This is a genomic window from Cognatiyoonia sp. IB215182 (assembly GCF_033963905.1).
Lineage (GTDB): Bacteria > Pseudomonadota > Alphaproteobacteria > Rhodobacterales > Rhodobacteraceae > Yoonia.
In genome coordinates this window covers 469,947-485,354 of record NZ_JAXBMB010000003.1, presented here as the reverse complement: position 1 = coordinate 485,354, position 15,408 = coordinate 469,947, and the positions used below count along the sequence as shown (strand labels likewise).

Sequence of the window (15,408 nt, the reverse complement as noted above, 5' to 3'; positions counted from 1 at the left end):
GTGGTGTTCCGTTCGATCAACGGCGGTTAATAATGGGGTGCTTCGTTCCGATAAATCATAAGCGCGTCTGGCAGTGCGACATGGCGCTTTGACCGCACTGTCGTCATCTGTGCGAAGTTCGTGCTGCCGCGCCGCCGCAAGACAGCTTTGAGCCCATACCTACTGACGAAACGGGAGCCTTATAAGCGTCGAAAGCGCGCCGTTCGACAATTGCACTATCTCAAGGGCCCGAAGTGTTGCATGAAGAGGTAGTGGGCCCACATCAGACACATTGATCCGCTCAATTTGCGCGCTTGTGTCACAGGTGGCGACGGTCATATGCGGACGAAATGAATATTTCTCGCTAAATTCATCGTGGTGCTCCCCATTATAGAGTCGATTGTGCAAAGCCGTCACTTTGCAACCTCCCTTACCGCAGAGTAGGAATATTTTATGTTTTTGTTCAAAGGGATCTAACTCGATTGCATGGTCGCCGAAGGTGATGCGGAAGGCCTGGGTTTCGCGCGACACAGCCTCGGCCAATTCAGTTATTACCGAAAGGTGCTCGCTTTTCACTCCGAAGACCAAAGTCAGGTGCGGAGGAACCAGCTTAGCTCTATGAGGCTCTTGTTTTGCCCGGAAGTCGTGAATTCGTTTGTCGCAAAGTGGGTCGAATTCTGGATATGCCAAAACGTAGATCATCGAGGGATAGTGACTGGGTGGATTTGAAAACTCAACGACAGCAAAGTCCGCGACTTGTCCGCTCGATTCTGAGTTTTGAATGTTGGCTACAGGCTGGCCCTCGGTCATCCGACCAAATCTATCAGGTGTCAGCACCGAGCTCAGATCGGCCGCGAATAGTTAAAGGCCAGCCGCACTTGCATTCTGCAGCTCGCAGCCCAACGGAGGCATTCGATTGGCCGAGCTGAGCGCCCTCTGTTCAGCAGGGACGGCGGGGAGGCGGCCATTCACTGCAGGTGCGACGCGATCGGATAAAATTGTCAAAGCGGACCTTTGGCGTATCCGAACGCCTCGACGTTGCGAAGTGGAAATGCGCACCTGTTGTGTCGACTGCATGTGTCAATATGGCGATCTTTCAGCTCGCGTCGTCGGAAAACGGAGCCGATGCTAGGATCGGCCAAGGCTTCGCGGACGTTATGTCGGGATGGCGAGGCTCAGATTCTGGAGCACCGTACTCGTCTCGGAGCTTGTCTATTAGTTTGAGACAGCGAGCGGCGGGATCGTCTCTGTCACCGCTGTCCGTCATCGCCAGCAGCTTTCTTCGTAGTTCGGTCGCCTCAACGGGCACTATGTTATAAGCGTTTTTCCAGTCTTCGTCGGGAACGCGTTCAGACACGACGCTTTCGATGGACAGGCTGCCCACGTATGAGCGTCCGGTTCGTTTCTCAAAATCAATCAGCATCAATAACCCGTCCGTACCTGGGTCTTCGGCAATTGCGTTAGCAAGCGAGGCAAGCTGGTTGGTTGTTGGCCCATGCTTCAATAGGTCGTGTACATAGGCACGGACTTCGGAGAACTCCGAAATCAACCCGCCCAATTCGCGTTGCCAATGCCATCCGTCGTATGACTTCCCGTCGAGCGCGCCGCTAACGGTCAAGTCAATAAGCCGGCGCGCGGCGGATATGGTGCCGAAGCTCAGCGCGGTCGCGCGCCACGCATGATTCTGGTAGAGACGCGTGTCGTCTTCGGCGAGCTTGAAAGTTACGTCTTCTGCATCGTCCGAGGACGAACTGCCGAGTCCGCGGACCATCTCTTGGAGCATTTGTGGATGACGTTGCGCGTCCGGCATGCCGCGCACGATGGCGGGCAGATCAGTGACAGGCGTGGCGAACGGCAAAAGGCGCAACCAATCCCGTAGTTGATACGCGTCGCTCTGTGTCAGAATCCAGGTCTCCTTCTTGGCCGCCTCAAACGTCTCAGTTATACCGTCGGCCACGAGCTTGATGTCAATGTCCTCGCCAGCGAGGACCAGCGACAACAATAAGGCTGCGCGCACCTGCCTCGGCGCGAGAGAAATGAGCTTCTGGATCGTCGCGTCACGCTGGCCGTGGGGGAGCCGTGATCCCACAATGCCAAGCGCAACCGCCAGCCTCAATTGCGCATCCGACGAACCATCGACAATTAGGGTATCGATTGCGCCGAAGATCGCCTCCGCCTCGCTCGATGTCGTGGCGGGATCGGCGGCGCGAGCCCCCCGGCGCGCTTCCACCCGCGAGAAGTCTACGCCGATGGTGAACTTTTTGTCGTCTTTGGGATCGTTTGCCTCAAACCACTGGGCAGCCAGCACACGCGCAGCCAACTCGCCAAAATGCTCATCCGTCAGGTATGCACGCATCAGCGCAGCGGTCTCCGGCGCATTGATCGCCAAAAACGCCCGTTGGTACTCATGCATGTGTGGATGCTGCGCTTCGTGCACAGCGTCGCGATCCTTCCAACCGCTCGCGGCAGCTTTTTCGCGAAAAGCCCGATAGCGATGCAAATTGTCGTCAAGCATTCTCTTCAATAGCGGAAGATGCGCGACGGACGGTGCGCGGCTCATCATCGTTGCAATGGTAGCTACTCGCCAGCGCTTCTCATCCCCACCGGCGAGCATGCGTTCAGCCCATTCGCGCGCCAGCGCGCCGATTGCAGCCAAGGCTTCTTCACCAAAGGGTCGCGCCCGTTCGTCGTCGCAGTTGGTCTCGCGGGAAAACAGCTCGGCCAGTTTGACGATTTCCTCATTATCGGCATCCACCGCCCGCGCCTGAACGGCGGCCACCAAACTTGCGCCTGGCGTGTGGCCTATACGGTTTCGCAGACCGTGATAGCGATCACCCGCAGCCTGATCGTATTTGCCGCTGGCGTCGCACACGACTTTCCCAGCAGCTAGATACGTGTCGATCAACCGACCAACAGCGTTTGGCCCCAACACTGAAGCAGCGGCCTCGGCGCGATCGTCGTGGCGGCTTGTTTCTTCGAGGGCGATCCCGAGCAGTGCGTCGTCCTCAAAGGAAAACCCGGCGGCCGCAAGAATATTGTCGGCACCGTAGAAGAGATCGCGCCGTTCGTGCAAGCGACGCAGCAAGCCGTCAGCGAGCGCCTGCGGATAGCGTCTTCGCACTTCGTACAGTAGATGTGTTTCGCCATCGCGCTTACGGTCGATTTCCATCTCGGCAACGATCCCAGTAACCTCAGTCCCGCAGTCATCTCCGCTGGGCGAGTAAACAAGCGTACGCAGTCGCTCCTTGTGTGATGTTCCAGCGGCCCTGAGCCGTTCGCGTGCGCGCTGGAGTTCCTGTCGAACAGCATCAACTGCAATGTCGTCGAGGTGACCCTTTTGGGCCAGGATATCGTAGGTCGCGTCGCCCGCGTCCTTTAGCAAGTCAGCGACGTGACGGTCCGTTCGTCGAAATGAGAGTGCATCGACAACCGTTGCCTTCACTTCCGGCTCGCTGTCACTCTTCGCGATTGCGGTCGCAAGATCGAGGCCGTCAATTCCGCTGTTCGATGTGATTTCATGCAGTACATGCTTGCGGATTTTCAATGGTAGCGATGCAATTCGCGTCGGGGCGTCGTTCCCAAGCACGGAAGGGCGAAACTGCTTCGCCGCTCGGAGCGCACGCAGGTGCACCTGATCGTCCGCATGCGTGACAAGCGGCCAAACAAGATCGCTGAATTCCGGTCTGCCGGATGCGATCATGAAACGCACCGCACGGTCTACCTTTCCTGGCGCGAGCCACTGCTCGGCGAGGCTCCGCATTTCGGTGCTGATCGGTCCCCATACGTCGTCGGTGGCGCGGAAGATCATTTCGCCCGCGAAGACAGGATCGACTTCAAAAGCTGCGCAAATGGCGGCGCTGCATGCGGCCTTATATGCGGTGTCCCCGTGTGCGCTCCGTTCGATTGCGAACAGAACTGCTTCTTCCCACGGCCGCTGATCGAGGATGTCGACCTTCAGTTTCTCGCGTGCTGTCGGATCGCTGACGGACTGCACCATCAGTCGCTCGACATAGTGTGAGGCGTACCATTCCTGAAACTGCTGGTGCTGAAACGAGTAACCCGGCGTGTCGCCGGAGCGCGTCAGAACGTGGTTGCTAACAAGCGTGTCGAGCAACAGGCCAGGCTGTGCCGAGATGGTGATTTGTCCGTTGTTAACCAGAACCCGAGCTGTGTCAGCGACCGATGCGCGCGCATTGCTGTCCGTGATCGCCGTGTTGGCCGTTGTTGTGGCAAACACCGCGAGTCCATCCAAATACTCCTGTTGGAAGCCGACCGCCACGGCTTGAAGCGCCGCCGCACAGCGGGCTTCCTGCTCGTGCGCGGCAATGAAGCGCCGCAGCACTTCTTCCTTTGTTGTCGGAAAAGGCGCACCCTCTGGCAGCGAAAGAAGTGCTGTGAGGTAGAGTGGGATGGTCACAAGGTCCCGGACACCTGCTGTTCGCCACGCTTGATCGACGAGCTGTGCGCCAGCCTCGCCCCGCATGCCGCGAGCAATCTCCATTTGCTGCTCGTCATCAAGCGGCAGTAAGTCAACCCGCGTCCCGCCGAAAGGAATGTCGAGCACCTGCTTGCGCGTGGAAATGACAAGACCGAGTTCCGGCAATTCAGCCTTTAGAGCGGTGACCTGCACGCGTGCGCGTTCGCGTGCGGCGGCATCCAGCTCGTTCCAGCCATCAAGAAGCAATACGACGCCGGTCTTCGTCGCTACGGCGCGGAAATCCTGCTCTGAAATTCCCTTGAATGCAGGGCGTTTCAGGATGGATACGAGCAATGCGACGCCTTCGGTGGACCAATCTCCCAGCGGTACGATAAGCGGCGTTCCATTGCCGTTTTCCAACAGACCGTCAGCGACCTGAAAAAGAGTTGTCGTCTTTCCCATTCCGGGCGCCGCGACAAGTATGAGGTCATCCAGTGTGGTCACCGCGTTGGCAAGCGCGCGCGTACTAAGCGCCTCGTCCACATGCTTCACCTTTAACGTCAGCGTGAGCGCCACGTTCGTACCTGGCCATTTGGATGTTCGACGGTACACGGCCAAGTCCGCAGCGGCAGCTTTTTGAAAGCGCGCACTGATTTCCGAAACGGTCGGCGGCATGGTCGGACCGAAGGGAAGCTTGTCGATAACGCTGCGCCACATGTCCTCAGAGTGCTTCTGCTTCCAAGAGTGCAGAAATGCCTCAGTAAAAATGGGATCATCTGAATCAATTGCCTTTGCACAGTCTTGGCAAAGCCAAATCCCATTCTCTTGAGATTTCCTTTGGTCGGGCGTCATATCGGCGCGATATCGGCGCGCACCAACTCCGGGGGATGCAGCGCAGATATGAGCGGCAACTCCGATATTCATTTCTTTTGAGCCGTCGCTTGTCGGTGCTGACGTTAGTTTCCTGCAACTAGGATTGCTACAATGATACCGGGCTTGCTTCGCGAGGCGGTTCTTGGTCGCCTGAGTGAAGTCGTCCCTGTTGTTACTCTTGGCCATCGACAGTCTGCTCGGATTTGGTCGTGTGTCTACGTTCTATATCTTGCCCGCAGGTAGATTTGCCGTAGATCTCGGATTAAATCAAAAGCAGAAAAAGATACCCTGCTTCTTCGGCGATATTGCATGGAGGTCCGGCAATTACCGCCTGCGTTTCTACGGCGAATGCTACCTCCCCTAGCCACATGCGCACAAGTCCGATTGGTCTCGCGACTTTTGCGTTAGGGGACTTCGAGATTTTGCTGTCGCAGCGAACTGCTGGTAAACGGGCTGCGACCGCAGCAGCGCATCGGCCGGTCGAAGGTCAGGTTCGGGCCGGTCCACAATCTGCACGGCCGGCTGGCCATATGGTCGCTAGCTACTGTGGCGTTTTGCAGAAAACAACGAAGCGACGGCCAGCTTCCGTCAATCGGTCGCCGAGAAGTTCTAATCCTTGCGAGGTTGTCATAGTGTTGAACATTGATTTGTCCGTGTTGAGGAACCCAAATTGGTAAAGGTCTCCGAATGCACTCCTGATTGCCTCAAGGTCCACACCTGGAATCGCCACCGGCATAAAGTTGGAAAGTCCACCACGGATTCGTTCTTCTGGAATTTGTTGGCTTAGCAAGTACGATTTCGGATCGGACAAAAAGGCCAAGATACGCAAATGTAGTGCAGACAGTCTCTCAACCACGTTGAGGTAGTACTCCCCTTCATCCGCTTCGACTTCGGATCCAACCGCCGAGTTCATCAGAATACCTCGGAAGGCCTGTAGTTTCTCTGATTGGTAATGCTCTGCGGCTCCACGGAAACACCTTTCCAAAACGAAGGCAAACTCGTCCGTCTGAATTGTATCTTCGTCGATGCGATCTTGAAGTGCTTTCAGGTCAGCCGCAATTTCTCGGACGAATTCTTCTAGGCGCCTTTCCTTCATCGAAGGGATGTAATCTGTCATCAGGGAGGCGATACCACCGCCGAACGGTGCTGTTGAAAGAGCAGCTTTGATGACGTTTAGGAGGTGTTCTTTTGGTTTCTTGTGGCTTTCAAGTTTCTGGGGTGGCTGGTGCTGCTCTTTGTCCGTCATTTGCCTTCCATCCCGTTGGCTTCTCCAAGCAACCTAACCGAGAGCACCGCACCTATGGAACTGACTTTGAACGGCGCAACTAAAGATGCACGAACGGCGGCTTACAGGAAGCTGCGGCGCAGCGTTGGCCCGATAATTGGACGGCTGCTACGGGCCGACTAGCATTGTAGCCAGACCAGACCTTGCAGTTTTGCTGTGTCCGCTTCCTGCCCATCGCAGACGTTTGCAAAACGTCCAACGGTCGTCTGTAATGCCACCTTTTCGACTGGACTTGTGCCGCTCAGGAAGCAGTAGTGCGTGTGCGTTTTGCGTGAGTCTCCGCCCGGTGTGTCGGGCTTGGGTCAGTACTGGGGGCAGGTTGCCTTCCGGGTTTGATCAAGGAGACAGGAATGACAACGACCAATGCGCAACAAAAGCCAGCATGCAAACCAAGCAAACCGACGGCAAAACGCAAGACTGCCGCCAAACACACACGCAAGAGCCTGCTGATCAAGGCCTTGTCGAAGGCGAAGCCGGTGACGGCAGCCCGGCTCGCAACATCGCTTTCGCTGCAACCTCATTCGGTACGGGCCGCGATCAGTGGCCTGCGTAAAGAAGGCCTGGTGGTTGAGACGATCAAGTCGCCAAGTGGCGGGCCAGCAAGCTATCGGATTGCCCCGCAGGTGGATGAAAGTGCGCAGCAGGGCAATGATTCATGAGGGCGCGCGATCAAAACAGCGATGTTTCAATCACCGTGGACGCGATTGCCTCGGCTGCCCGTCCGGAGCTTCTCACCCGCTGGCGCCATGTGCATTGTGCCCTGCCGCCCAAGAGCCTGTCGATCAGGTTCTTGCGCAAGGCGCTGAGCTATGAGGCTCAGGTCGCAGCGCGGGGCGGCCCAAAACCCCAAGTGCTGCGTGATCTGAAGCGACTGGCGACATCTGACGCATCCGCGTCGTGCAAGGCAGGCCTGTCGTCGGGAACACAGCTTGTCCGTGAATGGAACGGCCGCACCTATCGTGTGACTGTGTCGGAAGAAGGTTTTGTGATGGACGGGCAAACATGGACCTCGCTCTCCGCCCTGGCGCGGCACATTACAGGCGCCCATTGGTCCGGCCCGCGCTTCTTTGGACTGGGCAATGGTCGCCGCCAAGCAACTGCAAAGACTGCGGTGCCACGTCCGGGGGTGGCACAGTCATGAGCGGACAAGGCGTTGCATCACAGAGACGACGCAAAATCCGCTGTGCGATCTATACCCGCAAATCGACCGATGAGGGTTTGGAACAGGACTTCAACTCACTGGATGCCCAGCGAGAAGCCTGCGCAGCCTATGTGGCCAGCCAGAAGGCTGAAGGCTGGGTGCTGGTCGCGGAGCCGTTTGATGATGGCGGCTATTCCGGCGGGACATTAGAGCGCCCGGCCTTACAGCGCCTGTTAGCGGCGATCGCGCAGCGTCAGATTGATCAGATCATTGTCTACAAGATCGATCGGCTCACTCGGTCACTCGCGGACTTCTCGAAGATCGTTGATCAACTGGATGCGGTGGAGGCGAGCTTTGTCTCCGTCACACAGAGCTTCAACACAGCCACCAGCATGGGGCGGCTGACCCTGAACATGCTGCTCAGCTTCGCGCAGTTCGAACGTGAGGTGACGGCAGAGCGCATCCGGGACAAGATCGCCGCCTCGAAGCGCAAGGGGCTGTGGATGGGCGGATCGGTGCCCCTTGGTTATCTTGCCGAAGGCCGCACGCTGAAGATCGACCCTGACACGGCGCCCACGATCAAGCGGCTGGTGGCGCTCTATCATGAGCATGGGTCTATTGTTGCCGTCACCAAATGCGCGAGAGAGGAAGGGCTGTGCACCCGGATTGTGACGGACGCTGCCACCGGACGACAACGTGGCGGCAATCCCTTGAGCCGCACCCATATCCACCAGATCCTCAGCAATCCGATCTATGCCGGGCGCATCCGGCATCACAAGGCCATCTATGAAGGACAGCATCCGGCCCTGATCCCGCCTGATGAGTGGGAGGCCGTCCAAGCGCAGCTCAGTACAGATGCCGCCCGCAGACGAGGCAGTCAGAACTCAGGCGAACGCGCCGCCCTCTGTGGCAAGATCCATGATGAGCAAGGTGAGACGCTGACCCCCACACATACGGTCAAGGGCAAGACCCGCATCAGGTATTACATCTCCCGCTGCCTTGTGAGCGGTGCAGCCAAAGATCATCCCGATGCCTGGCGTTTGCCTGCTGTCAAATTCGAAGATGAGATCGCCGCGTGCATCAATGCGAAGCTGGCAGATGCGGCCTTCATCGCAGCCTTGTTGCCGCAGGCCGATGCAGCCACGCTCCAACATACAGTCACCGCCGCAACATGTTTTGCGGAGGCCAGTGCGAAAGACCCAGCCGCAACCACACTACAACTCATCGCACGCCTTGATCTCAAACCTGCCCGGATCCGCCTCACACTTGGCGCAAGCCAACTCGCGCAGATCCTCGGGATCGACCCGGCGATGCTGGATGACACGCATCTGGCCTGGGACGACGCATTCACGCTGAAGCGGCGCGGCGTCGAAACGCGGATCATCCTTGGTCAGGCGGGGGCCAACATCGATCCGGTTCTCTTGCGCAACATCCATCAGGCGCGGCTTTGGTACAGCGAGATCATCGCAGGCAAGACCATCGCACAGCTGACAGCGCGTGATGGCGTCTGTCGCGGCAGGCTCATCCGCCATCTCAATCTGGCCTTCCTCGCACCTGATCTCCTCGCACAGATCACGACTGGCCATCAGCCTCCTGGCTTCACATCCGAATGGCTGAAGACCCATGACATACCCGCCGATTGGGATGCGCAGCGCGCACTGTTCAACGCGCTGTAAACCCGCCTTCAAACACCCGTTCAATGCCGTTCTGCCCGCACTCAAAAAACGGACCCGCTGTGTCGGGCAAATGAGACGGGCACGCGAAACGGCGTTGAGATTCCCGCAGGTCAGGTCTCAGGTGCAAGAATTGCATCGCAAAGGGCCTGAAATCCCAAGAGAATATCAAGACGAAAAAACGTTCAAAAAAAATAGGTTAAGTGTGGCGGAGGAGGTGGGATTCGAACCCACGGTAGACTTTCACCTACGTCGGTTTTCAAGACCGGTGCATTCAACCACTCTGCCACTCCTCCTACCGGCTCCTGTTAGCGGGTCATTTCCGATTCGAAAAGCAGCTTCCTGCTCTGTGAAAATCCGCCGACAAAGCGGTGCAAACACTTTCAAATGGTGGTATCGGACGCTATCGTTTGGCAAATTTGTGCGGGGGGCGGCTGTTTTGGCATATCAGGATCCTCACATCTGCGGGACGCGCAACAAACAGGCTGGATAACAGCGGGGCCTTCTGTCTTGCACAGAAGGAGAACAGAGGGGCGAGACTTGATGGGCAACGTGATTTCGAAGCGACGTATCTTGTGGGGCAGTGTCGCCATGGCAGCAACGCTTTTGCTTGCGGCATGCGATGAGAATGGCGAATTTGCATTCCCTGGTGATGGGGCACAGGCGGCGAGCGCAGAACGGCCAACACGGTCAATCCGGACCAATACGGAAGGGCGCGATGTTGAACGGCCCGACATTTTCGAGGTGACCGATCGCGGTCTGTGGGACGGTCGCCCATCGCTTGGCGGTATCTGGGTCGCGCATCCGGATGTGCAGGATCCGGAGCGTGTAATTATCCGCAACACTGAAAATGGCCGTTCGGTTGTTGGCGCCTTGTTCCGCCGTGAACGTGAAAATCCGGGCCCGTTGCTGCAGGTCTCATCCGATGCAGCGGAAGAGTTGAACATACTGGCGGGGGCGCCGACCTCACTGAACGTTGTTGTATTGCGGCGCGAAGAGGTCGTAGAGGAGGAAGCTCCAGCCGAACCAGAGGTTAATCCGGTTGTTGCCGCCTTGGACGCGCCTGTCACCGTCGAGGCCGCGCCACTTGATCCGATTGCAGGAGCGGCGGCGGCCATTGACGCAGCCGAGGATGCGGGTGAGGTAACTGCGGAGGCAATAACTGCCGTTCCTGTCGCCTTGCCTGCCGCAACGGAGGATACGACGCCAGAAACTGGGGCGCGCCAAGTGCAGCCAGCACTCGACGCTGCGGGAGAGGCCGATTTGACCGGCGATCTGATTCAAATTGGGGTCTTTAGCGTTGAGGCAAACGCAACCGGTGCCGCAGAGCGGTTGCGCGCTGCTGGCATACCCGCCTCGGTCGAGGTTCAGCAGGCCGGTGGAAGAGACGTGTGGCGTCTGGTTGCATCACCGATTGATGAGGATGCCGAGGCGACAATTGCCAGGATTGCCGAACAAGGCTTTCCTGACGCGTTTCTGGTCGAGAGCAGTGATGGCTAAGGCGGGAGAGACGTCATGAAAGCTTGGCTCAACCACGTGATCAGCGCGGCCTGCATTGCGGGCGCGCTTGGTAGTTCCGTATATGCGTTCGAGACCGAAGCACAAGCTGCCTACGTGTTGGATCATACCACCGGCACGGTTCTCTTGGCGAAGAACGCACAAGATCCTCTGCCACCTGCCTCCATGTCCAAGCTGATGACGCTTTACATGGCGTTTGAGGCGATTGCCGAAGGCCATTTGGACATCAACGAAACCCTGGCCGTGTCAAGCGAGGCGGCGGCCTATGGTGGTTCGTCAATGTTTCTGGACACGACGGATCGCGTCCGGGTGGAGGATTTGTTGCGTGGCGTTATCGTCTTGTCAGGCAATGATGCAAGTGTCGTCCTTGCCGAGGCGTTGTCGCCTGACGGGACCGAAAGCGGTTTTGCCCGTTTGATGACCGAACGCGCGCGTGAACTCGGTATGAACAGCTCGAATTTCACGAATGCCAGTGGCTGGCCAGCTGCTGGCCATCGGATGTCGATGGAAGATCTCGGCATCCTTGCCAATCGCCTCATCACGGATTTTCCGACCTTCTATCCGCTTTTTGCGGAGACGGAGTTTGCCTTTGATGGACGCGTGCCATCGAATTCGCGCAACCGCAATCCGGTTCTGACCATGGGTATTGGCGCGGATGGGCTGAAGACCGGCCATACCCAAGAGGCCGGTTATGGTCTTGTCGGCTCCGCCAAACAGGGCGACCGGCGCGTCATATTTGTGATCACTGGCCTTGATACGGTGGCAGAGCGGTCTCAGGAAAGCCGCAAGATCGTCGATTGGGCGTTCAGGCAATTTGCCGAACGCGACGTGATCAGCGCCGGAACGCGCGTGGCAGAGGCGGATGTCTGGATGGGCGAGAGCGCCATAGTTGGCCTCACCGTAGCCGAAGATGTCTCGCTCCTCGTGCCCATTCGGGCCGATGATGAGATTGAGGCCGAAGTCGTTTACACCGGTCCCATTGAGGCTCCGATCAATGCGGGCGATCAACTGGCCGAATTGGTGGTTCAGCTTGAGGGGCTGCCGGAAAAGCGCCTGCCGCTTGTTGCGGAAAGCGATGTACCGCGGGGCGGCTTCACCACGCGGTTGCGTACGGCGGCGCTGGTGTTGTGGCAGAAGTACGTGCCGCAAGGTGATGACGCAGCCGAGGGCGCATGACATCCCCGCGCTTTATTACGTTTGAAGGTATCGACGGTTCCGGAAAGTCTACGCAAGCCCGCCGCTTTGCCGATCATCTGCGGGGGCAGGGCAACGACGTTGTTCTGACCCGAGAGCCGGGCGGCAGTCCGGGGGCCGAGGAAATTCGCCAGCTTGTGCTCACAGGCGACCCTGATCGCTGGTCAGCCGAGACCGAGATCCTGCTTTTCACGGCGGCGCGGCGCGATCACCTTGAAAAGACGATTGAACCAGCATTGGCTGCAGGGCGCTATGTCGTGTCAGACCGGTTTGCGGACAGCACACGAGTCTATCAGGGGGCCACACGGGGTGATCTGCGGGCCATGGTTGATCAACTCCATGAATTGATGATCGGGCGAGAGCCTGACCTGACATTCATCATCGACATGGATCCGGCAATTGCGCTTGAACGCGGCCTTGCGCGCGGATCGGGCGAGGACCGGTTTGAGGATTTCGGGCTGTCGTTTCAAGAAACGCTGCGCCATGGGTTTCTGGCGCTGGCTCATGCCAACCCTGAACGCTGTGTCCTGATCGATGGCAATCGCACGGCAGATCAAATCGCGTCCGAGATTGCAGCTTACGCATGAGCGATGAGGCCATCCCCGAACCCGACCGGATCGAGGGTGCACCGCATCCGCGCGAGACGGTCACGCTTTTTGGGCAGGATCAGGCGCAAGAGACTTTTCTCAATGCCTTTGCCTCTGGCCGTTTGCATTCGGGTTGGTTGATCACCGGGCCGCGCGGCGTGGGCAAAGCCACGCTCGCCTGGAAAATCGCGACGCTTCTTTTGGCTGCGCCAGAGACCGGCCTCTTTGGTGAACCGACACTCCACGTGGACCCTGACCACCCCGATGCCCGGCTGATCCATGCAGGCGCGCATCCCCGGCTAACAGTGATCCGACGCCCCTGGGACGAGAAAACCAAGCGGTTGCGGGCGGAGATCACGGTTGATGCGGTGCGCAGCCTCAAGACATTCTTTCACATGTCAGCAGCCGATGGCGGGCGGCGTGTGGTGATCGTGGATGCTGCCGATGAACTCAACAGGAACGCGGCCAACGCAATCCTGAAGGAACTAGAGGAGCCGCCCGCAGAGACAACGATCCTGCTGATCGCACACCAACCCTCGCGTCTGCTGCCCACGATACGGTCGCGCTGTCGAGAATTGCGTTGTGCACCGCTTGGTGCTGACGATTTGCAGGCGGCTTTGGAGCAGGCCGGCCATCAGGCCCAGAATAGCGAGGCGCTGGCGACATTGGCGGGGGGATCGGCGGGCGATGCGATCCGGTTGATCAATCACGATGGCATGGCGCTTTACGAAGACATCGTGAAAACCTTGGAAGGCCTGCCGCAGATCAACCGGCAGGCGGCGCTAAAACTCGCCGAAAGCTGCGCGGGGCGCGGGGCTGATACGCGGTTTGCCATGACGCTCGACCTGATGGATGTGTTTCTGGCACGGGCCGCGCGGACGGGACTGATGGGCGAACCGCATAGCCAGGGCGCACCGGGTGAGGCGCGATTGCTCGCCCGGATTGCGCCTGATGATCGGGCAGCACGGCGCTGGGCGGCGCTACAGCAGGACCTTTCAAACCGGTCCCGCCATGGGCGCGCGGTCAACCTTGACCCTGCGGCACTGATCCTTGATATGATCTTCAAGATCGAAGAAACGGCGCAAGGTGTCGCCGCAGCGTGAAAGCGGCCCCATGCCCCAAGCCAGCATCGTTGACAGCCATTGTCATCTGGATTTTCCCGATTTCGATGCCGAACTGCCCGCGATTATCGCTCGTGCCGTTGAGGCGGGTGTGGAACGCATGGTCACGATCTGCACCAAGCTGCGACTGGAACCCCAGGTGCGCGCCATTGCTGAGGCCCATGCACCCGTTTTCTACGCCGCAGGCACCCACCCGATGAGCGTCGCGGAGGAGCCGATGGCCAGTGTAGAAGACCTCATCAACCTCTCAGCCCATCCCAAATTCGTCGGCATCGGCGAGACGGGGCTGGATTATCACTACACCTCCGAAAGCGCTGACGCCCAAAAAACATCTCTCTGCATCCATATCGCGGCAGCGCGTGAGACGAAGCTGCCGCTGATCATCCACGCGCGGGCGGCGGATGAGGATATGGCGCGTATCTTGCGAGAGGAATACGAAAACGGTGCCTATACCTGCGTGATGCATTGCTTTTCCAGTGGTCCGGAGCTTGCAAAGGCCGCACTTGATCTGGGGTTTTATCTGTCGATGTCCGGCATCGCGGCTTTCCCGAAAAGTCAGGACCTCCGCGATATCTTCGCCAGCGCTCCACTTGATCGCATTCTGGTGGAAACCGACAGCCCTTATCTGGCGCCACCGCCATTCCGGGGCAAACGGAATGAGCCTGCCTATACCGCCCATACCGCCAAGGTCGGGGCAGAGATCTTTGGTGTCAGCTACGACGACTTTGCGGCCCAAACCACCGCAAATTTCGACCGGCTGTTCTGGAAGGCCGCCGCATGACCGACCGGATTGCCTTTCGCATTCTGGGCTGTGGCTCGTCGGGCGGTGTCCCGCGGCTGGGCGGCCTCTGGGGGGCGTGCGATCCGGACAACCCCAAGAATATACGCCGCCGCTGTTCGCTGCTGATCACACGAACCAGTGCCGATGGCGAAACCCGGGTCCTGATCGACACAAGCCCTGATATGCGCAGCCAGCTTTTGGAGGCGGGCGTCGGCACGCTGGATGCGGTCGTCTATACGCACAGCCATGCCGATCACGTCCACGGCCTCGATGATCTGCGCATGATTGTCTTCAACATGCGTCAGCGCCTGCAGGTCTGGGCCGATGGCGATACATCCAACGACCTTCTGGGCCGTTTTGGCTATGCCTTTGTGCAACCCAAGGGGTCGCCTTATCCGCCGATCCTCGAACTCAATGCGATAGACGGAGACATCGCTGTCGAAGGGGCAGGGGGCCTGATCACGCTGACCCCGTTTGAGGTCGAGCATGGATCAATCGAAGCACTCGGCTTTCGCGTGGGCGATGTGGCTTATCTGCCTGATGTCTCGGACATCCCGGAACCCGCCTGGGCGCAGCTACAGAATCTCGATTGCTGGATTGTCGACGCGTTGCGCCGCGACCCCCATCCAACCCACGCACATCTCGAACAAACGCTCGAATGGATCGCCAAAGTGCAGCCGAAACAGGCCGTGTTGACCAATATGCACAACGATCTGGACTATGCCACAGTAGCAGCCGAAACCCCCGATCATATTCAACCTGCCTATGACGGTCTGACGCTGGAATTTCCCATCGACTGACTTCTTTCGTTCATAAATACCTCCGCCGGAGGCACCCAT

The 15,408-nt window shown here is 58.4% G+C and carries 12 protein-coding genes and 1 tRNA gene; 9 read left to right on the top strand and 4 right to left on the bottom strand.

Going from position 1 to position 15,408, the window contains the following annotated elements; translation table 11 throughout:
• Nucleotides 1-159: 159 nt before the first annotated feature.
• The 3 genes from SLH47_RS08710 to SLH47_RS08700 all read right to left on the bottom strand — a co-directional run bounded on the left by SLH47_RS08710 (nucleotide 160) and on the right by SLH47_RS08700 (nucleotide 6,515).
• Nucleotides 160-789 (bottom strand): 2'-5' RNA ligase family protein, encoded by a 630-nt coding sequence (locus SLH47_RS08710; protein WP_320239080.1) that lies wholly within the window; start codon nucleotides 787-789, stop codon nucleotides 160-162.
• Between the two features lie 286 nt (nucleotides 790-1,075).
• Complete coding sequence (locus SLH47_RS08705; protein WP_320239079.1) at nucleotides 1,076-5,113, bottom strand: hypothetical protein; 4,038 nt, start codon at nucleotides 5,111-5,113, stop codon at nucleotides 1,076-1,078.
• A gap of 697 nt (nucleotides 5,114-5,810) precedes the next feature.
• Nucleotides 5,811-6,515 carry a hypothetical protein gene (locus SLH47_RS08700; protein ID WP_320239078.1) on the bottom strand — a complete coding sequence of 235 codons (705 nt, stop codon included), beginning with the start codon at nucleotides 6,513-6,515 and terminating at the stop codon, nucleotides 5,811-5,813.
• A 389-nt stretch (nucleotides 6,516-6,904) separates the two neighbouring features.
• Here SLH47_RS08700 and SLH47_RS08695 point away from each other — a divergent pair, with 389 nt between their 5' ends.
• Genes SLH47_RS08695 through SLH47_RS08685 form a run of 3 tightly spaced genes read left to right on the top strand, consistent with a single transcriptional unit; the run spans nucleotide 6,905 to nucleotide 9,371 of the window.
• Nucleotides 6,905-7,213, top strand: coding sequence for a DUF3489 domain-containing protein (locus SLH47_RS08695; protein ID WP_320239077.1), 309 nt, complete (start codon nucleotides 6,905-6,907; stop codon nucleotides 7,211-7,213).
• A complete protein-coding gene (locus SLH47_RS08690) occupies nucleotides 7,210-7,695 on the top strand; it encodes a DUF2924 domain-containing protein (protein ID WP_320239076.1) in 486 nt (161 codons plus the stop codon). The genes SLH47_RS08695 and SLH47_RS08690 overlap by 4 nt, the downstream gene beginning before the upstream one ends.
• Nucleotides 7,692-9,371 (top strand): recombinase family protein, encoded by a 1,680-nt coding sequence (locus tag SLH47_RS08685; protein ID WP_320239075.1) that lies wholly within the window; start codon nucleotides 7,692-7,694, stop codon nucleotides 9,369-9,371. Before SLH47_RS08690 ends, SLH47_RS08685 begins: the two co-directional genes overlap by 4 nt.
• Before the next feature lie 203 nt (nucleotides 9,372-9,574).
• On the opposite strand, the gene SLH47_RS08680 is transcribed toward SLH47_RS08685, so the two are convergent.
• Nucleotides 9,575-9,664, bottom strand: a tRNA-Ser gene (locus tag SLH47_RS08680).
• A 247-nt stretch (nucleotides 9,665-9,911) separates the two neighbouring features.
• Between SLH47_RS08680 and SLH47_RS08675 the strand changes: the two genes are divergently transcribed.
• Genes SLH47_RS08675 through SLH47_RS08650 form a run of 6 tightly spaced genes read left to right on the top strand, consistent with a single transcriptional unit; the run spans nucleotide 9,912 to nucleotide 15,369 of the window.
• On the top strand, nucleotides 9,912-10,868 hold the full coding sequence (locus SLH47_RS08675) for an SPOR domain-containing protein (protein WP_320239074.1): 957 nt from the start codon (nucleotides 9,912-9,914) through the stop codon (nucleotides 10,866-10,868).
• Between the two features lie 15 nt (nucleotides 10,869-10,883).
• Nucleotides 10,884-12,062, top strand: coding sequence for a D-alanyl-D-alanine carboxypeptidase family protein (locus tag SLH47_RS08670; protein ID WP_320239073.1), 1,179 nt, complete (start codon nucleotides 10,884-10,886; stop codon nucleotides 12,060-12,062).
• Nucleotides 12,059-12,667 carry a dTMP kinase gene (tmk, locus tag SLH47_RS08665; RefSeq protein WP_320239072.1) on the top strand — a complete coding sequence of 203 codons (609 nt, stop codon included), beginning with the start codon at nucleotides 12,059-12,061 and terminating at the stop codon, nucleotides 12,665-12,667. Before SLH47_RS08670 ends, tmk begins: the two co-directional genes overlap by 4 nt.
• A complete protein-coding gene (locus tag SLH47_RS08660; RefSeq protein ID WP_320239071.1) occupies nucleotides 12,664-13,770 on the top strand; it encodes a DNA polymerase III subunit delta' in 1,107 nt (368 codons plus the stop codon). Before tmk ends, SLH47_RS08660 begins: the two co-directional genes overlap by 4 nt.
• A gap of 10 nt (nucleotides 13,771-13,780) precedes the next feature.
• Nucleotides 13,781-14,569: a TatD family hydrolase gene (locus SLH47_RS08655; protein ID WP_320239070.1), complete on the top strand. Its 789-nt coding sequence runs from the start codon at nucleotides 13,781-13,783 to the stop codon at nucleotides 14,567-14,569.
• Complete coding sequence (locus SLH47_RS08650; RefSeq protein ID WP_320239069.1) at nucleotides 14,566-15,369, top strand: MBL fold metallo-hydrolase; 804 nt, start codon at nucleotides 14,566-14,568, stop codon at nucleotides 15,367-15,369. Before SLH47_RS08655 ends, SLH47_RS08650 begins: the two co-directional genes overlap by 4 nt.
• Nucleotides 15,370-15,408: the final 39 nt, after the last annotated feature.